Source organism: Candidatus Nitrosocosmicus sp. R (genome assembly GCF_054408505.1).
Genome location: NZ_CP167090.1, coordinates 2,372,461 through 2,398,696, shown reverse-complemented (window position 1 = coordinate 2,398,696; position 26,236 = coordinate 2,372,461). Strand labels below are relative to the sequence as shown.

The 26,236-nt window shown below is 34.1% G+C and carries 34 protein-coding genes and 1 pseudogene; 13 read left to right on the top strand and 22 right to left on the bottom strand.

Annotated features, from left to right (window positions below; translation table 11 throughout):
- The first annotated feature begins 46 nt into the window (after positions 1 to 46).
- The 3 genes from AAGU22_RS12390 to AAGU22_RS12380 all read left to right on the top strand — a co-directional run bounded on the left by AAGU22_RS12390 (position 47) and on the right by AAGU22_RS12380 (position 1,247).
- Positions 47 to 211 carry a hypothetical protein gene (locus AAGU22_RS12390; RefSeq protein WP_458719414.1) on the top strand — a complete coding sequence of 55 codons (165 nt, stop codon included), beginning with the start codon at positions 47 to 49 and terminating at the stop codon, positions 209 to 211.
- A 233-nt stretch (positions 212 to 444) separates the two neighbouring features.
- The gene (locus AAGU22_RS12385) at positions 445 to 645 is read left to right on the top strand and encodes a hypothetical protein (RefSeq protein WP_458719413.1); all 201 of its coding nucleotides are present in this window, start codon (positions 445 to 447) and stop codon (positions 643 to 645) included.
- On the top strand, positions 642 to 1,247 hold the full coding sequence (locus AAGU22_RS12380; protein ID WP_458719412.1) for a hypothetical protein: 606 nt from the start codon (positions 642 to 644) through the stop codon (positions 1,245 to 1,247). The genes AAGU22_RS12385 and AAGU22_RS12380 overlap by 4 nt, the downstream gene beginning before the upstream one ends.
- Before the next feature lie 418 nt (positions 1,248 to 1,665).
- Here AAGU22_RS12380 and AAGU22_RS12375 read toward each other — a convergent pair whose 3' ends face one another.
- On the bottom strand, positions 1,666 to 1,995 hold the full coding sequence (locus tag AAGU22_RS12375; RefSeq protein WP_458719411.1) for a hypothetical protein: 330 nt from the start codon (positions 1,993 to 1,995) through the stop codon (positions 1,666 to 1,668).
- A 12-nt stretch (positions 1,996 to 2,007) separates the two neighbouring features.
- On the opposite strand from AAGU22_RS12375, the gene AAGU22_RS12370 reads away from it, so the two are divergent.
- A complete protein-coding gene (locus AAGU22_RS12370) occupies positions 2,008 to 3,561 on the top strand; it encodes a patatin-like phospholipase family protein (RefSeq protein ID WP_458719410.1) in 1,554 nt (517 codons plus the stop codon).
- A 336-nt stretch (positions 3,562 to 3,897) separates the two neighbouring features.
- Here the strand turns inward: AAGU22_RS12370 and AAGU22_RS12365 are convergent, their stop codons facing one another.
- From AAGU22_RS12365 to AAGU22_RS12335, 7 genes are all read right to left on the bottom strand, one after another.
- Positions 3,898 to 4,929: an alpha/beta fold hydrolase gene (locus tag AAGU22_RS12365; protein WP_458719409.1), complete on the bottom strand. Its 1,032-nt coding sequence runs from the start codon at positions 4,927 to 4,929 to the stop codon at positions 3,898 to 3,900.
- A gap of 573 nt (positions 4,930 to 5,502) precedes the next feature.
- A complete protein-coding gene (locus AAGU22_RS12360) occupies positions 5,503 to 5,757 on the bottom strand; it encodes a hypothetical protein (RefSeq protein ID WP_458719408.1) in 255 nt (84 codons plus the stop codon).
- Positions 5,758 to 5,945: 188 nt separating this feature from the next.
- Positions 5,946 to 7,118 (bottom strand): aldo/keto reductase, encoded by a 1,173-nt coding sequence (locus AAGU22_RS12355; RefSeq protein ID WP_458719407.1) that lies wholly within the window; start codon positions 7,116 to 7,118, stop codon positions 5,946 to 5,948.
- A 589-nt stretch (positions 7,119 to 7,707) separates the two neighbouring features.
- Complete coding sequence (locus AAGU22_RS12350) at positions 7,708 to 8,151, bottom strand: hypothetical protein (protein WP_458719406.1); 444 nt, start codon at positions 8,149 to 8,151, stop codon at positions 7,708 to 7,710.
- A gap of 8 nt (positions 8,152 to 8,159) precedes the next feature.
- On the bottom strand, positions 8,160 to 8,828 hold the full coding sequence (locus AAGU22_RS12345) for an alpha/beta hydrolase family protein (protein WP_458719405.1): 669 nt from the start codon (positions 8,826 to 8,828) through the stop codon (positions 8,160 to 8,162).
- Positions 8,829 to 8,878: 50 nt separating this feature from the next.
- Entirely contained in the window at positions 8,879 to 9,250 is a 372-nt protein-coding gene (locus AAGU22_RS12340; protein ID WP_458719404.1) for a putative quinol monooxygenase, read from the bottom strand.
- A 243-nt stretch (positions 9,251 to 9,493) separates the two neighbouring features.
- Entirely contained in the window at positions 9,494 to 9,928 is a 435-nt protein-coding gene (locus tag AAGU22_RS12335; protein ID WP_458719403.1) for a hypothetical protein, read from the bottom strand.
- Positions 9,929 to 10,278: 350 nt separating this feature from the next.
- Between AAGU22_RS12335 and AAGU22_RS12330 the strand changes: the two genes are divergently transcribed.
- The 3 genes from AAGU22_RS12330 to AAGU22_RS12320 all read left to right on the top strand — a co-directional run bounded on the left by AAGU22_RS12330 (position 10,279) and on the right by AAGU22_RS12320 (position 11,817).
- Positions 10,279 to 10,995 (top strand): MIP/aquaporin family protein, encoded by a 717-nt coding sequence (locus tag AAGU22_RS12330; protein WP_458719402.1) that lies wholly within the window; start codon positions 10,279 to 10,281, stop codon positions 10,993 to 10,995.
- A 101-nt stretch (positions 10,996 to 11,096) separates the two neighbouring features.
- Positions 11,097 to 11,255: a hypothetical protein gene (locus tag AAGU22_RS12325; protein ID WP_458719401.1), complete on the top strand. Its 159-nt coding sequence runs from the start codon at positions 11,097 to 11,099 to the stop codon at positions 11,253 to 11,255.
- A 367-nt stretch (positions 11,256 to 11,622) separates the two neighbouring features.
- Positions 11,623 to 11,817: a DEAD/DEAH box helicase family protein gene (locus tag AAGU22_RS12320; RefSeq protein ID WP_458719400.1), complete on the top strand. Its 195-nt coding sequence runs from the start codon at positions 11,623 to 11,625 to the stop codon at positions 11,815 to 11,817.
- 66 nt (positions 11,818 to 11,883) lie between these two features.
- On the opposite strand, the gene AAGU22_RS12315 is transcribed toward AAGU22_RS12320, so the two are convergent.
- On the bottom strand, positions 11,884 to 12,207 hold the full coding sequence (locus AAGU22_RS12315; RefSeq protein WP_458719399.1) for a hypothetical protein: 324 nt from the start codon (positions 12,205 to 12,207) through the stop codon (positions 11,884 to 11,886).
- 860 nt (positions 12,208 to 13,067) lie between these two features.
- Between AAGU22_RS12315 and AAGU22_RS12310 the strand changes: the two genes are divergently transcribed.
- The 4 genes and pseudogenes from AAGU22_RS12310 to AAGU22_RS12295 form a co-directional block, all read left to right on the top strand.
- Positions 13,068 to 13,697: a serine hydrolase domain-containing protein gene (locus AAGU22_RS12310; RefSeq protein ID WP_458721784.1), complete on the top strand. Its 630-nt coding sequence runs from the start codon at positions 13,068 to 13,070 to the stop codon at positions 13,695 to 13,697.
- Positions 13,698 to 14,394: 697 nt separating this feature from the next.
- Positions 14,395 to 15,378, top strand: coding sequence for a magnesium transporter CorA family protein (locus AAGU22_RS12305; protein WP_458719398.1), 984 nt, complete (start codon positions 14,395 to 14,397; stop codon positions 15,376 to 15,378).
- Between the two features lie 90 nt (positions 15,379 to 15,468).
- A complete protein-coding gene (locus AAGU22_RS12300) occupies positions 15,469 to 16,518 on the top strand; it encodes a diacylglycerol/lipid kinase family protein (protein ID WP_458719397.1) in 1,050 nt (349 codons plus the stop codon).
- 277 nt (positions 16,519 to 16,795) lie between these two features.
- Positions 16,796 to 17,170 (top strand): annotated as a pseudogene (locus AAGU22_RS12295) (NADPH-dependent FMN reductase); the annotation flags it as partial.
- A gap of 198 nt (positions 17,171 to 17,368) precedes the next feature.
- Here AAGU22_RS12295 and AAGU22_RS12290 read toward each other — a convergent pair.
- The 3 genes from AAGU22_RS12290 to AAGU22_RS12280 all read right to left on the bottom strand — a co-directional run bounded on the left by AAGU22_RS12290 (position 17,369) and on the right by AAGU22_RS12280 (position 19,182).
- Positions 17,369 to 17,842: a copper resistance CopC family protein gene (locus tag AAGU22_RS12290; protein WP_458719396.1), complete on the bottom strand. Its 474-nt coding sequence runs from the start codon at positions 17,840 to 17,842 to the stop codon at positions 17,369 to 17,371.
- A 95-nt stretch (positions 17,843 to 17,937) separates the two neighbouring features.
- Positions 17,938 to 18,192, bottom strand: coding sequence for a hypothetical protein (locus AAGU22_RS12285; protein WP_458719395.1), 255 nt, complete (start codon positions 18,190 to 18,192; stop codon positions 17,938 to 17,940).
- A gap of 213 nt (positions 18,193 to 18,405) precedes the next feature.
- On the bottom strand, positions 18,406 to 19,182 hold the full coding sequence (locus tag AAGU22_RS12280; protein WP_458719394.1) for a hypothetical protein: 777 nt from the start codon (positions 19,180 to 19,182) through the stop codon (positions 18,406 to 18,408).
- Positions 19,183 to 19,373: 191 nt separating this feature from the next.
- Here AAGU22_RS12280 and AAGU22_RS12275 point away from each other — a divergent pair, with 191 nt between their 5' ends.
- Complete coding sequence (locus AAGU22_RS12275) at positions 19,374 to 19,643, top strand: hypothetical protein (RefSeq protein ID WP_458719393.1); 270 nt, start codon at positions 19,374 to 19,376, stop codon at positions 19,641 to 19,643.
- Between the two features lie 253 nt (positions 19,644 to 19,896).
- On the opposite strand, the gene AAGU22_RS12270 is transcribed toward AAGU22_RS12275, so the two are convergent.
- The 8 genes from AAGU22_RS12270 to AAGU22_RS12235 all read right to left on the bottom strand — a co-directional run bounded on the left by AAGU22_RS12270 (position 19,897) and on the right by AAGU22_RS12235 (position 23,572).
- A complete protein-coding gene (locus AAGU22_RS12270) occupies positions 19,897 to 20,178 on the bottom strand; it encodes a hypothetical protein (RefSeq protein WP_458719392.1) in 282 nt (93 codons plus the stop codon).
- 407 nt (positions 20,179 to 20,585) lie between these two features.
- Complete coding sequence (locus AAGU22_RS12265; protein ID WP_458719391.1) at positions 20,586 to 20,996, bottom strand: PPOX class F420-dependent oxidoreductase; 411 nt, start codon at positions 20,994 to 20,996, stop codon at positions 20,586 to 20,588.
- 434 nt (positions 20,997 to 21,430) lie between these two features.
- Positions 21,431 to 21,670: a hypothetical protein gene (locus tag AAGU22_RS12260; RefSeq protein WP_458719390.1), complete on the bottom strand. Its 240-nt coding sequence runs from the start codon at positions 21,668 to 21,670 to the stop codon at positions 21,431 to 21,433.
- 48 nt (positions 21,671 to 21,718) lie between these two features.
- Positions 21,719 to 21,925, bottom strand: a complete 207-nt coding sequence (locus tag AAGU22_RS12255) for a hypothetical protein (protein ID WP_458719389.1) — start codon at positions 21,923 to 21,925, stop codon at positions 21,719 to 21,721.
- Between the two features lie 192 nt (positions 21,926 to 22,117).
- Complete coding sequence (locus AAGU22_RS12250) at positions 22,118 to 22,315, bottom strand: hypothetical protein (RefSeq protein ID WP_458719388.1); 198 nt, start codon at positions 22,313 to 22,315, stop codon at positions 22,118 to 22,120.
- Between the two features lie 133 nt (positions 22,316 to 22,448).
- Positions 22,449 to 22,706: a response regulator gene (locus AAGU22_RS12245; protein ID WP_458719387.1), complete on the bottom strand. Its 258-nt coding sequence runs from the start codon at positions 22,704 to 22,706 to the stop codon at positions 22,449 to 22,451.
- A complete protein-coding gene (locus AAGU22_RS12240) occupies positions 22,693 to 22,836 on the bottom strand; it encodes a hypothetical protein (protein ID WP_458719386.1) in 144 nt (47 codons plus the stop codon). Before AAGU22_RS12240 ends, AAGU22_RS12245 begins: the two co-directional genes overlap by 14 nt.
- A 385-nt stretch (positions 22,837 to 23,221) precedes the next feature.
- A complete protein-coding gene (locus tag AAGU22_RS12235; protein ID WP_458719385.1) occupies positions 23,222 to 23,572 on the bottom strand; it encodes a hypothetical protein in 351 nt (116 codons plus the stop codon).
- A 231-nt stretch (positions 23,573 to 23,803) separates the two neighbouring features.
- On the opposite strand from AAGU22_RS12235, the gene AAGU22_RS12230 reads away from it, so the two are divergent.
- Complete coding sequence (locus tag AAGU22_RS12230) at positions 23,804 to 24,145, top strand: hypothetical protein (RefSeq protein ID WP_458719384.1); 342 nt, start codon at positions 23,804 to 23,806, stop codon at positions 24,143 to 24,145.
- Positions 24,146 to 24,962: 817 nt separating this feature from the next.
- Here the strand turns inward: AAGU22_RS12230 and AAGU22_RS12225 are convergent.
- Together AAGU22_RS12225 and AAGU22_RS12220 are read right to left on the bottom strand one after the other, a co-directional pair.
- Complete coding sequence (locus AAGU22_RS12225; protein ID WP_458719383.1) at positions 24,963 to 26,021, bottom strand: class I SAM-dependent methyltransferase; 1,059 nt, start codon at positions 26,019 to 26,021, stop codon at positions 24,963 to 24,965.
- Positions 26,008 to 26,136, bottom strand: coding sequence for a hypothetical protein (locus AAGU22_RS12220; RefSeq protein ID WP_458719382.1), 129 nt, complete (start codon positions 26,134 to 26,136; stop codon positions 26,008 to 26,010). Before AAGU22_RS12220 ends, AAGU22_RS12225 begins: the two co-directional genes overlap by 14 nt.
- Positions 26,137 to 26,236 lie beyond the last annotated feature (100 nt).

Here is a 26,236-nt window from a genome sequence, read left to right as displayed (position 1 = left end):
ATACTTCTGTAAAACACACTGTGCATCCGGGGAAAGTTACCTGTCGATGGATGTTGGCCTTCAACTTATCTATGATGAATCGCCTTGTCTTGTGGAGATCCGACCACATGAATCCAAAGTTTGTACGATCGAATTTTATCCAAATCCCGATTATGCATTGGGTAATGTAAAAGAACTGCATGCAATTGATCTTGATTTAATAAAGAAATAGGTGGGTGATGGGAATGAAAATAATTTGTGACAGGTAGATAGGTGACATATACATATCGGGTTCAAATCCCGCACTTAGCACCTCATTTATGATTGAAATTGTATATTTGTTGATGATATTGTTGACATGTGGTTTATTGACGAATGGGATCTTCGTTAAGAAGCTTAAATTGTTGACATCTGTTCGTAAATTGTTGACGAAAAAGCTAAAGCTCAGTATATCTTTATTCAGGTATGAATGAACAAATACAAATCCATAAAAAAATACAGCATTGGAAAAGTGTTACTGTCAGATTAAAGGAGAATGACGTGGCAGTTTTGAACAGCAAATTAAACATGAATGGATTTAAAACGTTTAGTGAATTCGTTCATGCCTGGATTGACGGAAAATATCCTGTTCATCAAAAAGATGGAGGAAGATATCAGATCCTTTGACAGGAGAATTTAGTCCTACATTCCACAAGAATATCGATCGTGAAGACATGCTTCAAGGACTATCAAAGAAGTATGTCTATAAGAAACATGCTAAGGATCTAGTTCGTTATTATGAAAGATATGTTGACATTTTCTTCACAAAACCAAATCTTATAGCTTCTGAAAGTGGACACAAGCGTGCATGGATATGTGACGCTATGCGCAAGTTCGGGATATACTGTGATAGAATGATGCATAGTCCCGAACTCAAAATCCTGATTGAAGAAATAATCCGAAGTTACAAGCTAAATAAGAAAATGCGTATCCATGATCGTGTATGGTTAGCAGATGAAGGTTTTATTAAAACAATGGTCCACAAGGCATTAGCGATTGATGGTGGTGTTGATTTATTCATAAAGTTTGCATTCATCTCTGGTCATATAGGCGAGGAGATTACGTATGCATATGAAACCCCTGTTTGTGATTCTTTGACGGGATGTAACTGTAACAAGTTGCACATTACACAAAAGAAGAAAGTTTCTATTATTGTTCTAAATAGAATTGTCGGTCAGAAGCATTCTTACTTTACAATAGTTTCCAACAATACTTTGGAATATGTTTAGAAGTCTTAGTAAGGTAACAAAAGAAGAAAGAAACATTGCTCACATGATAATAAAGAATATAATATATTAATTCACAATACTAAAAGAAATATCTTTTTGATCAGAATTAGTCATCAATATTTATGATGCCGTCCTGATGTCCGAGTCAATGAACGTAATAATAAATTGGTAATATATCAAGAAGGAAAAATTCTCTTCAATCAATATAACTGATACTGGGTAAGGATAAAAAACTATTAATTGCGACATGTCATGTAATAACATTATTAAAAATGTCTAATTAGAGAGTAGGAGCGTAATTAAAGATCATATTTCTTTATTTATGATTTTTTCCATCGTGTTTATCTTTTGCTTTTTGAAGTACATCTGGATCTATCTTCCACAATTCTTTACTACCTGATTAACATATTCTCTAACGTTATTTGGTTCGGAGGAAATAGCAAAGATTATCGTACTGAATGTTATTGTAAACTAGTTTACTGATACTTTCGATCTTATTTGTTACAATACCTTCAGCCTCGGTAAGACCTAATAACAGTAGGAAATCGACCTCCTTTTGTGACGATTTTGCAATTGTTCTTCGCAAAGAGGAATCTGTTGCCATGTTAATGGCTGCAGAATCCAAATGAACTATGAAAACATAAACACTGGTCATCAAAAAAGTATTTGATATAACACCATATGGTGGATTTTTATTTAAGTGAAGATAATTGTAATTTATTACCAAAACCTTTATTTTTAGGGTCATTCTTTGTAGGATATGTCAAATCCTCCAACATACAGTAAACATAGCAATTCCAGACCGTTACAACAAAGAGCTCTTGTATTCCAAGGAGGAGGGGCATTGGGAGCCTACGAGGCAGGAATCTATAAGTCACTGTATGAGGGTCTTAAGTGGGAAGTAAAAGAAAATAGACCTTTATTTGATATCGTTGCTGGTACCTCGGCAGGCGCAATAAACGCAACCCTGATAGTCAATCACGTTCTACAAAATAAGGATGAGGAAAATCCTTGGAAGGGGTCAGACGAGACCCTTTATCGATTCTGGCAAGAGGTATCAATAGACACTCCTCAATATGAAAATCCATTTCTACAAGGCTGGCTATACGCTTCATCCAAGCTAAGAGAAGGAGTCAACAACTTTTGGGTTAATACATTAAAGCCTTTTGATAACATATTTGGCAATTTGAGGGAACAATCACCACTATTGTCTTACTATTATATGTGGCCAGATAAATTGGGAAGATTAGCCTCAGGTGAGGCATTCAGAAGATATTGGTCATGGTATCAATTTGCTTATCTTCCTTGGGGAACTCATAAGGTTCTGTCTCCTCCGATATACCAACCGGATTTTAGATTTCTAAATCCTTTTAATTATATATTACGGTTTGATAATTCCCCTATTGTAGAAACAATTCGAAAGTTTTGGGATGATTCAAAAAATCCAATAAAGACCGATGAAGGGGAACCAAGATTGTTATTGGTAGGTGTAGATGTACAAGATGCAACAACCATAACATTTGATAGCTATCCAAAGAAGTACAACCAAAGAATGTCCGTATATGGCGATGAGGATAGTAAATCAAAGCATGTAATAAAATATCCGGATGGAATAAAGATGGAGCATCTCCTAACCACCATGTCTTCTCATCTAAGATACAAATTCCCAGAACTGCTCGCTATTACAGGTGAAGTCATTGATGATGAAATTCCGGAAGGAAAACAGTATAATAGAATATTTATGGATGGTTATTACCTTAGTAATACGCCTTTAAGAGAAGTTATTCAATCACACAGGGACTATTGGTATAAGGTTAAAGGCTTAGATAATGTTCCATCCTTAGAGGTGTATATAGGTATTTTGTACCCCACCAAAGAACAGGGAGTCCCTGAGGACCCGGATTCTATCAATAACCGGGTCCAGAATGTGTTATTTCATGATAAATCAAAGCATGATGAAAAGGTAACATCAATGGTATCTGATTATATTAACATAATAAATTCTTTAATGGACATGATTAGGTCAGACCGCAATTATCCATCAAACGACTCTATCTATAGAGAGTTGGAAAAACCATTAGCAAACAAGTTAGTTAGCATGAGTAGAAATGGCAGTCCAAGAGAAATAAGAAAACTAATTGAGGGAAGAGTAACAATAAACAAACTACAAAGAATAGGATATGGAGAGGGTCAATCTCTAGAGAGTAGCGATGACATTAATGGGAAGGCCTTTGATTTCTCAAGAAAAACAATAAATGATTTAATAAATCGAGGAAGTGTAGATACGAGAGCTCAGTGCAATTTCCAAACCTAAAGGAAATATCCAAAAATTACCCCTTTTTGTTAAGATCTACTGGAATCGATATTAATCCTACTCGAATTGAGCATAGATAATCCAACCTAAATGGATTACATGCAATTAATTTAACAAATGATACAGGAAGAATGATGGCAAATCTAAGAATCAGAATGGCAGAATTTTTCATCTATTTGGTTTCAATTTTTGTGAAAACAAGATCATAATAATCACTTAGGGTTCAAATCCCTCACCTCGCACTCCTTCTCCTTTCTTCAGATAAGGATTTGAACCCGCTTGTCTACATTGCGTACGAAATTAATATCTAATTCTTGTTTCCTGATTAGTCTCCTACTATTTTACAGTCGACAAGAATGTTTCTATTATGTTACCGACTTCCTCAGGATATTGATCCGGAACTGCATGACCAGCATCCTTTATCTGTACAACCCATGCTCCTGGAACCTTGTTTGCAATGACTAAAGAGTTTTCATGTGGGACATATTCATTGTCGTCTGTTCCTGTTATAGTTAACAGGGGCTTGTCTATTTTCGCAAGGTCGTCACAAACACCATTCCAGTTGGTTGCCTCCCAAGCAAATCCAGCGTTCATCTGATTATTCACTGCTTCAGGGGAAAGACCAGGCTTTGCTGCTGCTAGTGTCATATTTTCTGGAATATCAGCAGATTCAGGATGCAGTTTTACCCATCCCGATCCTAATGAGGCAGTTACAAGGGATTTGAAATCCTCCTGCGTCATGGATTCATTGTTTGAAGACTTATTTGCCATTTCGGACATCGATTTCATAAACTCAGTCGGTTTAGGTATACCATCTTTCCCACCACAGGTTCCAGCAATAAGTATAACACTACTAACCATATCAGGATGCGTAATTGCAAACTGTTGGGTTGTAAATGTACCTAGAGAATATCCTAAAACGTTTGCATTTTGTATTTTCAAAGCGTCCATTAAACCAGCAGTATCATTACCAAGTAACTGAATAGAATACGGTTCGGTACCTGCAGTGGTATTTCCTATTCCACGACTATCAAAAATAATTACTGTGTTATTTGATGCTAGTCTGCTTAAAAGGGCTGGATCCCATGCATCCATATGATCAGAAGCACCATTGTGAAGTATCAAGGGATCTCCTTTACCAAACATTTTATACGCCATTTCAATATCTCCAACACGGACTTTATCTAATGGAATGTCTTGGGTATTTACCAAGTTCGTGGTGTTGCTTGAATTGGTCTGGGTAACATTCGTTTGTCCATCCACTATATTAGTAAAGCCATTGATCATGGTCATACTTGAGAAAATTAGAGTATAAATGAATACTATAATGAAAAGATAATCTTTTCTTGCCTGTCTATTATTATTCATAACCAAATTCAATCAAGGAAGTATATAAAGAGGGTGTAATCTTGTAAGAAGATTATCTTGATCAAATTATCACTCTACGACCATAACTAAAGATAGAGGGATCGCGGGTTCTCTTTCTCTCTCCTTAAGCAAAGGGATTTGAACTGGACAAAACAAGAACCGGGTTCAAATCCCGCACCTCGCACTTTTTAAGCGGGATTTGAAAGAAATAGTTTTGTAATACCTCATATTTTGGATTACTCGTCTAAATTTAGACATTAGTAGATTCTAGAACTGATCGACTAACTTCTAGAATTAATTAGCCTGAGTATTCAAATAAGACGATTCATCCTTGATCATGCGAAAAAATCAAAATAAATAATAAATCAATATTATTTCCAATTTATTCATCATCAAGAACTTTGAATATTCATAAATCCATACAATTCTAAATCAAAAATTAAGGGATTTGTGAATAAAAATAAAAATAATTTAATCTTTCCCCGTGCACTCCAGTTCTCCTTCATTTAGGTTACCAGTACATGGTCCTCCTCCTGTATCAGAACTACCGCCACTTCTGGAGAAATCGCCGGTTTAAGAATTAGATTCAAGGTGTCCGCCACCGCCTCCTGACAAAAATGAGGAACCTCCAACGCCAGATTGAGTAAAAGTGTTACATTCAATTGTAAAATTGCCTCCTGCTCCACCTCCTTGTCCTCCTTGTCCACCTGTACATTTTTGTTCGGTACAGTTTAGTTTGGCGTATGTCATATTAACAGGGATTAATGCTGAAATTCCAGTAGTTAATAATATTGCAAATATAGAGACAATAATGGCTTTTTTCTCCATGAGTATAAAATTACATAATTATATTTGAGAGGTATTATCATCCATATATGAATTACATAGGAACATTAACTGAAATAGATAATAGGAGGGTAGAAACAATTTGAGCGAGAATGAGTAAAAAAAGAATTGAGGAGACCGAACCACCAACCCACCAATCAAGAACAACCAAAACTGTCCATACTCTTGCTTTAATTGAATTTTCTATGATTATATAATGACGAGTAAGTTCCTCCGTAAATTATATTCCTAATTGCATCAGAGGATAGGAAATCATGTGGAAAGCCAAGTTCTATCTTACTTACTTCATTTAATCTTTGTATATGATCATCAGATAACACAAATTCCATACATGCCAAGTTATCATTTATCTGTAGAAGGTCTTTTGCCCCTATTATTGGTATTATCTTATTTCGAACTATCTTTTTCGACTGTCTTATCCAATTAAGTGCAACTTGGGAAGGTGTATGCTTAATCTCCTGAGCAATACTTATAACCTCTTCAGCAATTCTCAAATTTCTTTCTTTGAGTAAAGTATTTGACAATTCTGAAAAATTTGCTACATTTAGTCTATTACTAGTCTGCTGATCGAACTTTGATGATGATGAACTAGTACTAGTATTAACATCATTAGTTGTATTCTCTTTCTGTTTGTAATCTTTATTTACTGTATTATTTTTATGCTCTTTATTACTTGATTTGTTATATTTTCCTGTCAGGACTCCACTTCCTAACGGAGACCATGCTGTTATTCCTATATCAAGTGCATTTGCCATAGGAAGTAATTCTCGCTCCGAAGTCCTTTCAATCAAACTATATTCTATCTGAATGCTCGCAAACTCTGTCCAACCTTTAAGATTTGCAAGAGTATTAGCCTGTGAGACAATCCATGCTGGAGCATCTGAAATTCCGATGTACAGGATCTTGCCTGATTTGACCATATCATCTAGTGCTCGCATCATCTCTTCTACCGGGGTTGTTTGATCCCATGCATGTACCCAATAAAGATCAATGTAGTCCGTATTTAGCCTCCTCAAACTCGCTTCTAACGATTGTACCATGTTCTTTCGATGGTTTCCCCCAGCATTGGGATCTCCTGCTCTTGTATTAGAAGTATACTTAGTTGCAATAACAAATCTATCTCTATCATAGGAAACAAAATCTCCAACATATTTTTCGCTTGTTCCGTCCGTGTATATGTTAGCAGAGTCAATAAAATTACCACCAGAATCTACGTATGCATCAAAGATCTTGCGAGATTCTTCTTTAGAGGCGCCCCATCCCCATTCTTTACCAAATGTCATTGTACCAAGACAAATCTCTGAAACTCTAAGGCCGCTCTTGCCTAAAAGATAATATTTCATACTATAATAGTCTAATTCATCAATTTAAATAGAACCATAAGGGGACATTGAATATTTATTTTTCTAATATTGATAGAATAAATTATTTTCATCTGTTTATCTTGATTCTTTTTTTTCGTTTCCGCACCGCAACTGAAAAAAATCAATTAGTGTGTATAGCACACAATAGAGAGAAAATGATGAATCCTCAAAAGTCGATTAGTATGAAAACATTAAAGCATATATAATTTTGAACCCGTTCCTTATTGTTGTTAACTATGGTAAATTAAACCTTGGCTAATCATGTCATAGAAACTGGTTCAAATATAGCACTTCGCTCTCTATTATGCTCAAATTAACTGTTTATTGACAATATAATTTTCTTAGTAGCATGTTTTTATGCAATTCAATTCATTTTAATAGGTTATTGCTAAAGAACGAGGTTTATGACAATACATTGTCCTGTCTGATAAAAAGCGAAATAAAACTCCATTTACTATCTTGAATGGGACTCCAACCATGAATATAAATCTGCCAAAACATTAGGTTGGATAGGTCCGATCCCTGTTTGCCATTTTGATGATGGATAAAAAACGTGTCCAAGGTCGGGCTATGTTATTAATGTATGGTCAGTATGATTTACTTCATTAAGCTTCTGATGCAATAAAAATGCTTGTTGAACTGGTGTTTGAGCATCATTTTTCCCATTAAGTATTAGAATGCCTGTGGAGTTAGATACGTTACCAATTAAGCTGAAATTTGTTGTCATATTAGATAAAGATTTCCATAATATAGGACATACTCCAAGAGTATTACATTTTAGCAAATTGAATGCCGTAATGTTTTCATAGCCTTTTGTCAGAAATGGTTTAAGTTGTTCATCAATATGTATGTACCCACTAGTACCAAATTCCTTAACTAAAGTATTAGTAATGTCTTTGGTATCATTAGTATGCAAAACTGAAGAAGACAGCAAAAAGTTCTTTAATAAATAATTCGTTACTAGTTGCTGTATAGATATCAATCCGGTGTGATTTTTATCTAATACTTGCATAGTGTATTCTAATGGTAAGGAAACGTCTTGATAGTACTCTCTTTTAAAGGGTTTTGGGCTAGGACACCCATAAGTAGAATGTTGCTTATCTTTGTCGAATTATCAACCACGACTCTTGGAGCATAAAGTGTACCTTCGCTATGGCCAATTATACTTATCCTATTTGGATCTACTTCAGGCTGATGTACGAGAACATTCAAGGCTTTCTTGCTATCTTGAATTTGATCATTGACTGTATTATTTCCCCATACATTTGGGTTCAAAATAGTGAAACTTTCACCAACACCTCTTTTATCGTACTTTAGTACCGCAAATCCCCTCTCAGAAAGATATTGAGATATTTGCCAGAATGGTTTGATATTTACGCCCAAGGTTTCGTTCATGTCAACTGCGTCAGAGCCAGGAATAAGCAACACTGCCGGAAATGGTCCTTTACCTATTGCGGGATAAGATAACTGAGCGTTTGTTGTTACTCCGTTACCAAGATCTAGTGTTAGATTTCTATATTTGACAGTTTGAATATCAGATTGGGCCAAAGCATCATGAAAAAGAGATGAATCAAACGACGATAAGTATGCTGATAAAATCAAGAATGTACCAAAAAATACGCTTAAAACTATAAATGGTGCTGATTTTGATTGATTAAAAACACTAACTATAACAATAAGCGTTAGCATATAAAGTGATTGTGATTGAAAATAAATATTTAGTATCTTGATAAGACATATTATTCGTTTTTCCGACTGAATCCTATATACAAATTAAATATCTGTGAATTGAAACCTGCCAACAACTTTTTCAATTCATTATTGGGATTACCATAAACGTCAAGTGTTCTTAATTTGGCTATGTTAAATATTCTAGGGAGAATTGTTTTTGAAGCCGTGCTATCATTGTGAGATATCACAGCCTTGGAATCTACATATGTTTCATGGACCATACATTTTGTTCCATCTCCGTTAAGATAGAACTGATACACTAATGTGCTTGGTTCGTTGGTCTCAACTACATTGCTCATTTCTCTTATCAGTTTTCTAAATTGTTCTACATTATCTTTTTCTATGATGAATTCAGCTCTGATATGGATATTTTCAGACATGATCATTTGATTCTAAAGCAAGTATATCTTATTTGTCTTAATTTTGTTTTTCAGTTTTCAATAGGCAAGATGCATAACCCAAACTTTATTCATTAGAACCCTTCTAATGCCTGTAATTAAGTATTTCATGATATTGTCAATAATTGACTAGTGTTTGTCTGATACAATATACAGTTCAAATCCCGCACCTCCATAGATAAGTAAAATAAGAAACGTTATTTATATATGATTCCTGCGATATTCTTATTGATTAAATACTGCACCGCTATTGATTTTGTTCGAATCAATCCCTCCATTTGAGTCACCCGAATTGCTTGAACTGCCATCATCATTGAATGTTCCTCCATCAATAATCTTGTCTGGATCAGCAGTATTTGAGCAGCCTTGATTGCTTGAGTCGTCGCTACTTGGTACCCCACCATTGTTTGGATTCGCATTTTCCCCACCCTTGGTATGAAATTGCTGTTCTGCTTCTGAACAGTTACTAGGGGGTTTAGTATTAACACAGGTAGTACACCATTGAACCATAGTGTCCTGATCTAATGCAAAACAAATTACTGTACCGACGGTTCCATCATTATTACTGGTACATGTAGCAGTATTCATTTTTCGTGCATCTACATTACCTATAGTCATAGTGCTTAAAATTATCATTGAAATCAGTGGTAATAATGTCATAGGGAGCGCTGCATTTTGAATTTTATTTTGTTAGTCGTATTTTAAGTCATGGCAATTGAATTATTTGAGAATTTTCGACAATTTGTAAGATTCCAAGATTCTTATAATTTGTGAATTAATTTGTGAATTAATACCTGATAATGATTTTTAATCATTTGTTATAAAAGGATTCCAAAAGACTATGGTTCAAATCCCGCACTTTGCACTTTTCAAGCGGGATTTGATCACATGAATAATAATCATAATATAATGTTCTAATTTTATCAATTATCTCAACTCAAAAGACATTGATTCTCTAAAATTGGGATTATACCATCATTTAAATATATTTGCGACTATTAGTATGGAACATGGATAAAGACGTTCAAAAGATTTTCCGACCGTCTTTAAGAAACAAATTTTTGGTAGAGATTGTAGGTACTTTTATTTTAGTATATGCAATTGCTTCTGCTGCAACCGTCTATTCTGATAGCGGACAATTAGGAGTAATTGGAATAGGTTTGGTTCATGCTCTAGTCTTAACAGCTATTGTATATGCCATAGGATATCGTTCTGGTGCACAGGTCAATCCTGCAGTTACAATAGGTCTCTTAGTGGCCAAGAAAATTGGTAGAAAGGAAGCAGTTGTGTACATCATTGCTCAGATTATTGGTGCCGTGCTTGCAGCTGCAGTTGTCTATTCAATTTTTGGCTCTGAAATGTCAGCTAGTGTAACATTACCTTCCGACGGCAACATTGTAAGAGCCCTTATCTTAGAAACAGTAATGACATTTACATTGGTATATGTTGTATTGGCCACAACCACTTCAAAAAACTTTAAGATAGTTCCATTGGCTGGAATAGCCATAGGTTTTACTCTCGGATTCAATGTTATATTCGGAGGCTCAATTACTGGAGGGTCATTAAATCCAGCTCGCTCCTTTGGTCCTGCCTTAATAACTTGGGATTTTGCTTATCAGTGGATTTATTGGGTAGCACCAATTGCTGGTGGACTAATAGCAGCAGGAGTGTACATATTGCTTCATACTGAAGAGGAGCAGGAAGAGGAAAAACTTCCACCAAAATAATGTTTGTAAAAGAACCTGATTCAGATACTAATGAGGTATTATGAACCATACCAGTTTGAGGGTCTCCACAGGTAACAGCCTACAATTAGGATAATGGTAACATGTACGCAGCAAGCACAAATTCAAACCCAGTCTCTGTAATTGGGTCAATAGTGCCGATTGCAGATGATGGACTTGACCAGACTGTAGACTCTGGTGTGACAGTGCATTTAGAAGACCATGGTGGTACTGACCCAAGGAATGAAACACTGACTTTATAGTGGACTCGATCAAACGGACTTGGAGTCACTCTGAGTAACTCAACAGCTGTAAATTGAATCTTTACAGCACCCCGAACCATATTCCAACATACATTTGCATTTTGAACCGGTTGTGACAAACAAGCAGGGTTTGGTAAGTAAACCCGATAGCGTCACCATAACCCTGGGTTCTAATTTTGAAGAAATAATTGATTCAGGCAACAACATCAATATCTAGGTTCAAGAAAACTCTGGTAATAATGTAGGTGCACAATCTGGTTTTGGAGAAAAGTATTCTGACTCTCATATTTTCCAAGGACAATCTAAAGAGCGGAATAGGCAAGTAATATCTTACTTTCAAATCTAAAATTGAACCTACTTATCTAGGTTGGTTTCAAAATGCATCGCTCTAAATTTAAGACAAATGGAGGCAATAAAGAATTTAGAACAGTCATTATCAGACAATAAATCCAGCGCCTTGATTCAAAAGGCGACTGGGAGTGGTAAAACCTATACAGCAGTTAGTGCTATTATTATCTATTTTCAGCATAAATTCTCGCATGACAAAATGAAATTAGTATAGTTAGTCTAGCATTTATACGAATATAAAAAGCCACAAAGGATGAAAATAAAGATAGTAAATATCCATTTATTGATTCTGATTAATTCTGCTTAGGACATCTTGATAGTCTGTCAGAGGCACAATCTTTACTGTATTAAAAGATGATATCCCAGATTCGATACATAGCTGTTCAATATCATGAGCATTATTTGATTGAACCAGAATAAACCATTCATGCTCTAGTACGGACATATAAAATCCATTAATTTCTTTGACTCCATATTTTACAGCATTTGATTTTAGCTTCTTGTGTATTTCTTTAAAGATCTCTTTACTTTTAGTATTATTAAGCGGACAAGACTCTGGGCTATGGATTGCGAATATTCCAAAAAGTTTATGTGATGCGTTCATCGGTTGTTTAAGGTCCTATTGCATATTTAAATTAGAATAATTTGGATAGATCTGAGGATTTTAGTCCGTTTGGGATTATAGCAGTAATATGTCAGGAGATTCCATCGTAAAATTGCACTAACGTATTTAGATGAAAAGAAATAATCGACATAATCAAAGACTTTAAGAGTCCCAAACTCGGATTCATAAACAAGTTATCTTTCTCTTTCTTAACCTTGATTTCATCTTGTTGGCATCGAGTTCCGAAATTTCTGTCTTAAACATATCCTCCATACCTAGTTTTATGATCCCACTCTACTAGAGCACGAGAATATGGGTATGGTATATGTCCATGCGTGTTAATTCAACATTTCACTTCCAATAGATACAGATATGCTCCTCTTTAGTCTCAGTTTCTATGTGGTAACCTGATATTCCTATTATTACTTCATCATTTCTTGCTAACGTACGAGAAGTAACAATACCTTTGTCTGATACAGATAAGGTTGCTAATGATTTTACCCAAGTCTGAATTTGTGTTTAGTTTATCTAGTCTAACATGAACCGTACACGATCTGGCTTTATTCTGAAAACTATTTAATAGACCGAGTTGACCCATTAATCATAATTAATTATATTATCGGTGATCGCAGTTTCATCCTCTGGAATTTCATCTGGATTTGTGCTAATATTTTCTGATTTGAACAGTAGGATCTCATGTCTATCTGTTCTTAATAGTTTAGCGATTTCTTTTTTTTCTCCTTGAAATTGAGTGAACTTTCATTGTATTCGATTTTTGGTAGAGTATAATCCTTCATTCTACCGGAGAAATCTTATGATTTTCTTTCGAATTCAACACTAGCAACTGAACCAGGAACTAAATCTGCTTATTCAAATATAGGATTGGGTCTGGTAGAACATGTCCTGTCATTACAGGTATTCCCCTGGATCAGCTGCTTAAGGATAGAATAGGGAATGTATTAGGAATGAATAGTACAAGATTTGCAATGAATGCAACAAGTATATCAGTACCTGAGAATATTGTATCTAAATTTGCAAAAGGCCACATGGTAGGAAATGAAAGTGAATTAATATTTCTCCCTCAAAAAGTACAAGGTGCAGGTGCGATGTACTCAACAGTTAATGATTTACTAAAGTATGTCTCAGCTAACATGGGATTGATGGGTACAAAGCTCAATAACGCAATGGAGACAAGTCACTTGATTAGACATCCGTTTACTGAAGTACAAGTTCCATTTGATGATCCTTCAGGATTTGAATCGTTCCACTATGGATATATCGGATTGTCGTGGTTTAACACAACTGATTTAGGAAATCAGGTAATTTGGCATAATGGAGGTATAGACGGTTATAGTTCATTTGTCGGATTCAATCCAGACAAACAAATAGGATTGGTAATACTGTGTGGTTGTTATTTCACAGATGTGCCGCCTATAGAAATGTTAAATATTGCTTTACCTTTTCTTCTTTTCTACCCTAATTCTAAATGACCAGTTTTTATCATTTTTCTATTTCAAAGATCATATTCGCATGAAACTGTCTTCATTTGTCTATTTTGAAAATCATAATATTCTTTTTTGAACGTGCAAAGCGATGTCATACTTTCATATCCTCAAAATTACAAGTTTTATATATTTTGTTAAATAAAAGGTGATCTATAAATTAGATTCTAGGAAAGAATATGCGGTAATTCTAGATTTCATTCTCTCTAACAAGAATAAATTACATCTTCCTGCCATTTGACCTGAATATTGAAATATTAAAGTAATGGATATACAAAACTTCGATTAGTATCAAATTCACGATAAGTATGCCCTCTAGTTGTGCTTAAGAAAGGTTATGACTTATCAACATCACAAACACACGCGAGCGTTGCTAGTTTTTCATTAGTGACTCTCCAATCCTTAAGGAACAATCACCTGAACAGAATAACAAAAGAGTGTCTTACTTTTATTAGAGTAATTTTTGCTCTGTCTATTATTACAAATTTATCAAATTTATTTTGAGATCCCGTCTTTTTCAAATGATGGTGCAGCCATAACCTTAGAGTTAGTCAAATGTTTAAATTATACAATTAGAAACCAATTAAACCCTCTTGCCGAATAAATTGATCTTCAAAAATGCTTGGTTGATGGACCTGCTATAATATGAAATAGACATTAATACTTTAAAACAACATCAAATATAGTGCAAAAAACTATCTTCTATTATGATCAAAAGGGAATGGTAGAAGAGAAAAATGAATTAAATGGGGATCTAAAAGAAAACCATAATCTTTGGATCGATATTTCAGATCCCACAGATGAGGATATTACAAATTTGGAAAATAAGTTTTCACTAAACAAAAAAGCATTAGGTCGAATAAAACAAAAATCAAAAAAACCTGTGGTAAAAGAAATAGAACATGATAGTAAGTTCATCATCTTACTAGACCTCAAATTTGATAATCTACAACATCTTGAATCTTCTCCACTGTACTTTTTTGTAGGAAATAGGTGGCTGATAACTATTCATTCAAATAAAATAGATTTGGTAACGAAAGTAAAAACAATTCTCGCAGATAGAAAAACAATTTTGGAATCTTCAATCGATGCACTCTACTATAGTATAATTTCAGACATCATAGAAGATTACGAACAACTTTTGACAGCAATAGAGCTCAAGGTATTTGATATTGAAAAAGACGCACAATATAGACCATCCAAACGAGTGCTCACCTATTTGGATACGTTATCAAGGCAGGTCATTACCCTTCGACGATATTTCTGGGATGCTAGGAATATAATAAACTATCATGTTACTATGGAAAAAGACAAAGATGATATAAAATATCTCCAGATTGTATTCAATAATATTAACCAGCTCATAGAAATGATCCAATCCTATCAGGATACAATAAATTCTACAAGAGATCTATTTTCGAGTAGTATATCTTTACAGATAAACGAGACAATGCGAGTATTGACGATTTTCTCTGCTATCGTATTACCTCTCACACTTTTGATAGGTGTATTAGGCTTGCAGGGATTTGATTTAAACAACCTAGACACAATACCAAGGTATCTGGGCTCTTTGGTATTAGTGATGTTAGTCATAACTATAGTATCGTTATTTGTATTTTGGAAGAAAAAATGGATATTTTCCTACGATAAGGAAATCAAATCAAAGTAATAAAAAGTAAAACATAAATATTCACAACAATTGTAGGTAGGCACACCGACACATTAATCAATATGAATATATACTTTGAAGATTATAACAATGACCAAAAAGTCCATAGTAATAGTAAATCCAAATTCAAGTGGAGGTCAAACAGGAAAAAATTGGGATTCCTTGTATGTTATTTTAAAAAAATATTTTGGAGAAGACATCGAATACATCTTTACAAAGAAAGCCAATGATGGCACCATTCTAACACTAGAATATCTCGAAAAAGGCTATAACAATATAATTCCAATAGGAGGTGACGGAATGATAAATGAAGTTGCTAATGGATTTTTTAATATTGAAATAGATAAAGACTTTAATTTAGAAAACATGAATGATGATAAAACTTTATCAAAATTTGTTCATATGGATGTCATTAATCCCGAAGCAATACTAACAGTTCTACCAGGTGGAACTAGAAATGTTCTAGTAAAGTCATTGGGGTTGCCATCAGAAATTGAAGAATGCTGCAAGGTAGTAACTTCAACAGATAACTTCAAGAAAATAGATGTTATCACAGCAATTGTGCACAATAAGATAATTGACCAAGAAGTAAAAGAAGATTATGTCAGTAGGGTTATTTTAAATGCTGCCGAAATAGGAATTGGGGCAGAAGTAATAAACAGGTCTAAAATGGTAAGAGACAGAATCAGCAGTCGATTGCTATCAACCATTACAGGCATACTTGCAACAATACCAACATATCAGAGCAATGTTTGCGAATTGATTGAATTTTTAGGCGATACTGATAATATAAACGTAAAAAAGCTTTTGACCAAGATGACGATGGCAATGGTATCAAACGGCAGTATTATGGGAGGAGGTTTTAATGCGGCAACAAGAGCCGAAATGAACGACGGATTACTTGATACTATAATAGTAAAAGATTCAAGTAGTTTCAAAATACTTGATAAACTTGTGGATATAAAGAGGGGGGAGGAGTCTATCGATAACCAAGATGGAATTTATTATGGTCAATCACAAGCTGTAGCATTATTATCAGACATTGAAAATAACATTACGGTATCGGTGGACGGGGAACCAATCGGCATTTTACCATCATATTTCAAAGTTTTTCCATTATGTATAAATATTAAAGAATAGCCGTGATGAACCGAAAAAGCCAATATGAATCCTACCATCACATTAGATGGTCATGCCTCACTAAGGCCTTGTTGACTTAACAAAAGTGTAAGAATTGTGGACTTTAGCATAATTCAAACAATATCTGGAAGAGGAACTTTCAATTGATCGTATGAATTTCAATCTTAAAGTTTCATGAACCTAAATACAATCACAAATAGATGATAACAATTCACTAATCATAGGATTTCTCTACTGTGGATTAAGATATTACTAAACACGTGGGAATAGTTGCTGCACAAAACGTTGGGCTGCGAAAATCAACTCATTTGATGCATTTGTGTTTGTGACCGCTGAATATAATCATGGAATTCCTGGCGCTTTAAAAAACGCCATTGATTTTCTCTTCAAAGAATGGAACAACAAGGTAGCAGGGTTTGTTGGTTATGGAAGTGCAGGAGGTGTAAGAGCAGTTGAGCAATTGCGTTTGGTTATGGCAGAGGTTAAGGTCGCTACTGTTCGAGCTCAAGTACAACTTTCTCTGTATACTGATTTTGAAAACTTTACAAGGTTTAAACCTCATTCAGTACATGAAAAATCGGTCAATGCCATGTTGGATGAAGTTATCGTTTGGGGAAAAGCTCTGAAAACAGTTCGAATTAGTGAAAATTAAATCATTCAACATATACTGAATAAGCAAGTTCAAACAGAAACAAGTGTCTTCGAGGTAACTTTTCTTGATACTTGTTTCTATTAAATTACTTTACCATAAGTAACAATATACTATTAACTAATAATTTCCAGTATTGGTTTCAATAAAGATTCAATACGAACTCTATCACTATGACAGACGTTACTCTCATTTTTGATTCTAACTTTTAGTTCTACCAATTGAAAAAATGTATGATCCTTTAGTAATAAAACCATCATCTTTTGACAAGACTAACCATTTTATGGTATAATCACCAGATATTAGTTTCGATTTATTTAAGGAGACAGAAAGTGATTTATCAGACCCTGCTATTTTAAGATCATGGTTGTCTATCCTCTCGTTATTTAAATTCATAACACGTATGCTGCTAGCTTTTAATTCTGGTCTCTCTGTAAAAGTGATAGCTACTTTGTCGGGCGGCGTTTGTATCAAATCAATTATCTGATTGGGTTGTGGTTCATAGGATAAAGGATTCGGATGACAATAGATAGGTAAAAAGAGTATGCCATTAACTATTGAAAAAGCTATGGCAAACAAGACAATAATTACTAAAGGTATATTAATATTATACAATTCTTGGTATAGCCTTAACACTTTCTTAATATTTAGTAAAGTCTTATTGCATTTAACCATATATTATAATTGGTACCCATATTTATAAATATTGTTATATTTTGTAAATACCAACCAAAATCATACATTTATGCTAATAGCTGATAAGAAGTAGATCAATTGTAAAAGCCGGGAAATGAATCTTTGGAGATCCTGAACTGTGCAGTAATGATAAAGGAAGAATCCATTGTATCGAGTTTGACTGCGTGGTGATGGAGCGGTCGACTTGCAGTATCTTTTTGATAATCGTCGTTGTACAAAGCCCTACGGGCGGTGCTAATATCTGTTCCTTTTTGTTTTGGACAAGAAAAGCAAAGATAAACGGAATAGAGGTTACTTTTATTTTGAAATGACTTGTCTTGATCTCGCATTGTCATTTGCTTTGTTGACTAGTCCTTTTTAGGGTTTCAAGCAAAACATAATAGAAAATTCATTCATTATGCATTGCAATCATTATACGCACTTGATAATGGAGGATTAGGGCAACAACAAAAAATACTTTGTGACGGAGGAGGAGGGTCATATGATCGTCAAATATTAACTCATCCATTATGGAACTTAAATTAGTGGTAATCAAATATGGTTCAGTCGTATGGAAAAAGATATTCAATAATTTTGCTTGTTTTATCCTTATTTGAAAAGTATTCGTTCAAAGAGGAATATAGATTAGAGGTCATCGTTTGATGACATTTGGCTTGCTCATCATATGAAAGTTCTCTATAGCCTTCACGATCAACTATTGAAACCTGGGTCTTTCCCCCTGTTTCTAGGTCCAACTGCTTCACTTCATTAATAATGTATGCTGCTATCCCGACATTGTCTTCTGTGGATAAATCAGATAATTTCCTGTTTATTGTGGAATTAAGTCTGTCTTGTTGTGCAAGAACCAAACGTGCATAAGTGGAACCAGAACCTATTGACACATAATCATTATTTACCTTGTATAGATACGAAGATACTTCATTATTTTTCCCGGTTATTCCAAAACCCATACGGTAGAGATAAGAATCTCCGTTTTTTGGTTTTACAGCTACTAGTGAGACTGGAGTAAAAAACAATCGTGCTCCACTATATCCACATAGAAATGAATGGTTGTAGTTGTATATTCGATGCAACTTCGCCATAATACTATACATGTGGGTTCTAAATCCTGATTCTAATTCAATTTCGTTTTGTAAGTTTTGCTTGAGTTCATCAACAAATAATTCAATTTGTGAACTATCTCCAGAGGCACCTATTCCTGCATGACTATTTATTTTGAAAACTTTTTTTATAGTGGTTTTGACTTTTGATGATGTGCCTTGGCTGTCACTTGCTAAAACAATTCCATCTTTAGATTTTATGGATATCACGGTAGTCATAGATTTTATTACATAACATGAATTGCGTTATATGGATTCCTTTGACCCACTAAATGTTGGATCATCCAATGGATGTGATGACCATTAATTTGTGCTAAACTTCTTGTTTAAGCTAATTGGAAATTCAAAGGATTCAAATATTATAGATAGTAAATATATTAACTTAAATATTTTTAACTTTAGTAATTTTCATGTATCGTTATATTGATGCCTCTGATAATTCTCATTTGATAAAAGATGAAGCATATAACAGAATCAAAAAGAATATTGATGGTTTTATGGCTAGATTTTCTTCATCAAAGGATAAGGAACTGCTATTCGAAATGGTATCAAAGGTTTATTACAAGCGGCGCAAGGCCATACAAACAAAATCTGAAAGTGATACGGAACTGCTACTTTCAACACTAATGGCTACACTAATAGAACAGAATTTAGAAATAAAAAGACTATCTAATTTATAAATCAACAATAAAAAAATAAGTTATTAGCAACTGCCCTTTGACCAACCGACTTTATATCCCTTGGCTACCTCGCCGGTCCCTGGGTTGTATGACAAACAATGGTTATGATCATACCAACCTTTGACATATTTGACCTTTTTGTCCCAGTAAGTGGGTTCGAATAAAGCGATTCATAATCGATCCTGAGGAAAGATCATTCTAATCACGATTATGAATTTTATAGGTAGGGATTTGAGTATCTTACACCTAGTCATTAACTTCTCAATAAATTTCTAAATTCACCGTTGATAAATTCCGTATTTGGAGTAATTAACTTCATAAACTCTTCGTAAATATCTCGACATTCTTTATCATTTGATATATTCACTACAACTTCAGAACGGTGTCGCCGGTCTTTGTATGTTACTATATTTATCCATATATCTTCTTCTTCGGGGTTGATAGGTATGATTTTGGATATGCTAGTGAATCCGGATATTTTTTCAGCACTAATTAAACCAAAGCAGTCATAAGTCACCTCCTCTTTTTTAAGCAACTCGATCAATCGATTTGTAACTTGTAATAATGACTCATGATTTTTCTTGAGGACGATAAAAGACAAATTCCACATAATTTTTAGTATCTTTATTGTTTTTCGATGATTCCATGATTATCATCTTATGTTCAAACATGAAATAAAAGGAATTGTTCCCTAAGGGGAGTCCCATGTCTATTTCGTTTGGTATGATAAAAAGCTAGGCTAATCTATATTAGGAGTCTGATTTAAATCCCGCATTAAGCACTTTTTAATTTTGACAACAAAATATTCCGTGTACATGACTAATTGAACTTGATAGAATGTTCATCATTATCAAGGGCGATGGACTGAAATGATTACTCGAATATTTTTACCCCGTAATGCCGTGTAAATAAATCTCTGATGTAAGAGTATCACGATATATTTTATTCATTCGAAATATGAAATACTTTTTCAGGTTTTATTCTTAGAATAATTCGTTTTTCTTCCGGCGACCTAAACGGGTATTTATCAACTCCTAGATATTTTTTTGCTAGTCTATCGATATGATCATCTGCACCATCTGAGTTTTGTTCTTTTACATTTCCTCTAATACTAACTGTATTATACGGGTTGGTCGGATCGATTATGGAGATGGCTACTCTTGGGTCTCGTTGAAAATTTTTCTGTTTTACTCTCCCTTCTGCGGTATTAATTAATATGAATTCTCCATCGTAATCAATCCAGACAGGGGTGATTTGTGGTCCACCGTCCTTCATTAAAGATGCTACAAAAGCAATATTCTTCCCTCTTAATAGTCCAAGGGCCGAATCTGTTAGTTCATGAGTGACTTGCATGTATTTTATATTAAATAATCTTATTTAAATAAGAATTTCAAGGTAGGAGCATGTCTTTATTATAGATGACATGAATACCTATTGTTCTAAGCGTCTTGATAATTGTCTACTAAAAGCAACTTCATATGCCAAACTTGTTATGGAAAATTTTATTCAAAATGTTTTGTAACCGTGACAATTTTGTACGAAAATATTCTTACACTTGATGAATGGTTGAAATCTAAAACTCATTATCTGATTTGAATGATTGGCATTAAAGGTAAAATGCTGCTTCTGTTGCTCCTTTATCTGTAAATACAAGAATCAGAAAACCGATATTCAAAAGTAAACGATATTTTGAAGGGATATATGGCCGCATAACAGAATCACGACATGACGGGTTCAAATCCAACACTTTGCATTTTTATCCTAGGTATTTGACATATCTGTCATCTTTATTGCGTTAAGGAACTGACATCTCCATCTATTGTATATGTTATGACGAAGGGTTTTCCTTCTAAACTGTGGAATGCTAAAGCGTTACCTGCAAATACAAATGATCCTGCATTAAACGGGGATTCTGTGAATTGCTTCATCACTGATGCTACAAATTTGCCATCATCAACTGATGGCTTCAATGGCTCTGCAATTATAGCTGAATTTGGTACCAGATTGTACTTATGTAGTATTACCACATCGATGGGTTGACTTGCAGTAAATGAAACTATACCTGAATAAATGTTTCAGTCATCTCTGAGTGGAGCTGCAATCACAACTTGATGTGATTCATGACCTGGCAGAGGATCTTGCATAGATTGTTTTGTAGATTGTACTACAAAGGGAGTAGATTGTTCCTGTTGATGTGCCGATATTGGTTCCGAGAGTTGTATAACTAAAGCAATTGCACTAAGCAACGCGATTGCAGTTAATATTATACCTAGTTTATTCATTATTTTGTGATTAAAAGACAATATATATAAACTATTAGCAATAACGTATGGAGAATTGGGTATATGTAAGGGAAATGGATTGAATAAAAACATCGGATATTAAAATACCATATGAGAATAAGATTTGCTTACTATTCCGTATTATACTTAATTATTATTCAAAGTTTTATTCATTGGTTGATTGTAACCGACCTAATCTTTGAGTTGAGTTGCATCGTTAACTTCATCAATTGAACATTCTTCGTTGTTACTGCCAATCAGTATTGATTTTATCAGTGCCATTTTCAAGTATCCTATTTCTGAGGTCTTTTGACTATAGTATATCATTTCACCTGCATTAATAGGCTTTATGCTAATGCCTCCTAATCGCTTAGAATCCTGAGGCGACAAGCGTTGGAGGATTCAAATTCCCCACATCTCACTTAATAAACTTACATAAAGAATTTGAAAATATGCTATGGGATTTGAACCAATTTGTTCCCCTCTGATAATCTGTTTGTGCATCGGGTTGCTATTAGTATATCTATTTCTTCTTTGGATAAAGTAGGTTTATTCGTCGTCCAAATTCCGTAAGTACTATCGGCTTTTGAATTACGTCTGCTATTTTAACTTCTTTAAACTCATCCTTTGTAAAAATGTCGCCAATAAAGTAGGCTGTAATCAAAATGATTTTCACTTTGGAATTATGTTCTCTTATTTTTCTAGCAAGCCCTAATCCGTCGATCTTAGGCATATTCCAATCTACAAGTACCAATGAGTATCTTTTGTTATATTTGGCCATAATGTTTGAGTGCGACTAATGGATCGTTAAACGTAATTGAGTCAAATCCAAATCTCGCCAGAAATAGACTAAACAGAATTGTCTGGTCTTTTTCATCATCCACCACCATTACGGATGCTGGGGAGATCATATAGTCCCACACTGTTTGATGGTTATATAAATCCTGAGCAAACAAATCATTTAGACACTTTATAATGAATAATAAAACCAAAAACAATCTTATTAATGAATTAATAAACAAATACCGCATTACAAAATAAATATAACTAAATCAATAAACTTTGATTTTTCTAAAGACTAAAAGATAAGTTTGCTTACAACATTTCTGTGTCCTGTCTATACAACATCTAAAAGAAAAAACCCTAATGTACGATTTAGATCTAAAATAGTATTCTTAATGTTACCCCCGTCAGGCTCTCTAGGATAATATCAAGTGGGTTTAAATAAGGAGATTTTACTTTTTAGATAATTGAATTAAAAATATTTTCAAATTATCTACTTCCTAATGGCCGGGATTATTTCATCATTAATGAATTTTTGAAAATCAGGGTCGAACCATTTTCTACTTCTATGTTATTTTTCCATATTTCATATATATTACCCGGTTGAAATGCAGATGTTATATATCTATTCCATCCAATCCATTCATTATACCTAACTACTCCACGTTGTTGCATATGAAAAACATATGCAAATGTATATAACACATGGTAACTAAATACTAGATCTGGTGTAAAATGTGATTCCGATTTACTCACAATCTTGATTAGTTCTGGATCATCTACCATCATTCTTGTTAATCCATTTATCTTATCATCCAAATCATGTAGAATTTTTGCTTCAAGATCAACCGATAGGCTTTGCATTTGTTTTCTAAAAAATAAGGAACGACAAACAAAGTACCAACTATTCCTATGGCTTTCCCAAATCCAAAATAGCCTTCTATACTAATTTCTTAGAACAATAATAGTTACACCAAAATCATTTGTATATCTGAATTGTTATTAATATGAATAAGATATGGTATATTTACAAAAGCCTACTATCAAACCAAACCAGGCTCACTTTCTATTATATTTAATAAGATTGATTAATGTTTGACTAGTCCACACTCTCCACTCTTTGTTCTTAGAATGATTACTGACTTTGGAGTCCTGGTTAATTTTCTACTCGTAAATCAAAATAGAGATTTGCAATCTTGTTTATATACTCCTAAAGTTTTGTCCAATCTGTGGAGTGAGCAAGGAAGAATGACTAGAGAATTTTGTTGTGAGAAATTTAAAGAAGAATATGAAAGTGAATGCATTAGACATGATACAGAGATTTTTAAGTATTCAGGAGATCATAAAGGAGTTTACTATTTAATGTTTGAAGGCAATATTGCCAGCGCACCTTTAATGTTTTGTCCTTATTGCGGTAAGCGATTGGTTGGCTCCTAAAATATATAGTACTTAATTAAAACAACAGCTCTATAGTATTAAGAAACTACTTAAAGAAGTTAGAAATAAACCAGAAACCCTATATAATCACTTTTAACTTATGACGATGGTGAAGTGAATCCACAGCATAAACAATCATGGATTTTAAAAATGATGAATGTACCATTCCTGTCATTTTCATCTCTTGACTACATATTTGACGATTATTTTTATTTGACTCTTGATTAATCAGTCACATTATTAATAAGATTAATATTGTTGATAATTGTTTTTAATTGGCAATATAATTGATTTGTGACAAATGCAATACAGAATTTAAACTTAAGGAATCTCTCCACAATAGAAAACTACATTGTTTTGTTTGTCTCAACTTTAAGACTTGGTAGTGGTTTAACCCTGGGATGAGTCTACTATAACATGAATTCAAAAATATTTGCTATGGTGCATCTATTCAGAACTTTTGAATCGATATTTGCTAGATTGGATGTAATAAGCAGTAAGTTAAACTCCATTTCTTTCATAAAATATATTATATGATATTTTAGAGCAATTCTAAATAGTTTTATTAATTGTCTTTGGTTCAATCTTTCGAAACTCCAGATATTTCATAAAACCTTTTGATGATTTAGAATCTAAATCTGGAACGTTATTCATATAAGGTTCTTTCTAGTCACAGATTGCGGATTCCAATAGAGAGGTTCATACTTGCTCTCGAAGAAAGATCAATTTATCTTAGGCTATTTTCTGATCCTCATTATCAATACCCCTTTTGGTTGATTGTCCTATTACTCTCCAAATATTGAAAGGAATAGGTGGATTATGGTCGTGCCTCTAGGACCAAGTTGAATGGTGTTTGAGTAGCACAACGGATCTTTGAGAATCCTGCCGTTTTCATTATCTCCGTTGTTTTTTGCTCACCCGCTTGAGCTCCCAAAGCCGGTCCATTTTCGTTCAAAGATGCCGGAACGCAAATCAGAGTAGATGCCGAATAAAATACCCTTCCAAGAGGATTTAGATTATCCTCTAATTGATTATTGGCAAATGGTTCTACTAGCATCCATGTGCCTGCCTTTTTCTTTAAGGTTTTACAAACATGTTTGGCTGCACCTAATGGATCACCCATGTCGTGGAAGCAGTCAAAGAAGGTAACCAAATCATAATCGTCGCCTGGATAATCTGATGATTTTGCCACTTCAAATGTAATGTTCATTATACCCTCTTCTACTGCCCGCTTTTTGGCCCATTCAATAGATGGCTTATGTGAATCAAATCCTATAACACTTGAATTTGGATATGCTTTTGCCATCATGATTGTTGATGCTCCATGACCACATCCCACATCCGCTATCTTGCATTTTCTATTTTTCAGCTTTATTTCGACATCATCAAGAGCTGGAATCCATTTTTGTGTTAGATTAGATATGTAATTAGGTTTGAAAAACCTTTCAGTTCCTTCAAACAAGTAATGATGATGATCCCCCCATCCTAGACCTTTTCCAGTCTTGAATACCTCTAAAATTTTTTCCTCATCTTTGAAAAGACTTACTATTGATTGGTAAAATCCAGAGACATATGCATGACTATTTTCATCAGTCAGTGCCAGTGCATGTTCTTCGGGCAAAAAGAATTTCCTGGTGTTACTGTTGTAAATGACATAACCTCCAGCAGCTTGACTGGCTAGCCATTCTCTAATCATTCGTGGATGTGTGTTTGTCTTCTTTGCTAATTCTTCAGGTGCCAGTTCACCTTCTCCCGCCATAGCTTTAAACAATCCAAGCCTATCTCCAACAAAAGTGATCAAAGCTCCTTCTGTAGCTCCCCAGTCGTTTATGATCCTTCCAATGAATTCCTGCAATTTTATTTCATTTACTACCATTTGTTTCCACTTCTCCTGTATAATTAGCAGAATCTTGTGTGATACTTGGGTGCCCTTTTAAGAGATCGACCATCTCCAATTGAAAGGGTACCAATGATGTTGTTTCTTGTTTCATTATATAGATACAAGGTGCAAGATTGGTAAATAAATGCCGGGAGCTTGACACCCGTATTCTACATATTAATTGATAGCATTGCGTCTATCGCCAATGCATC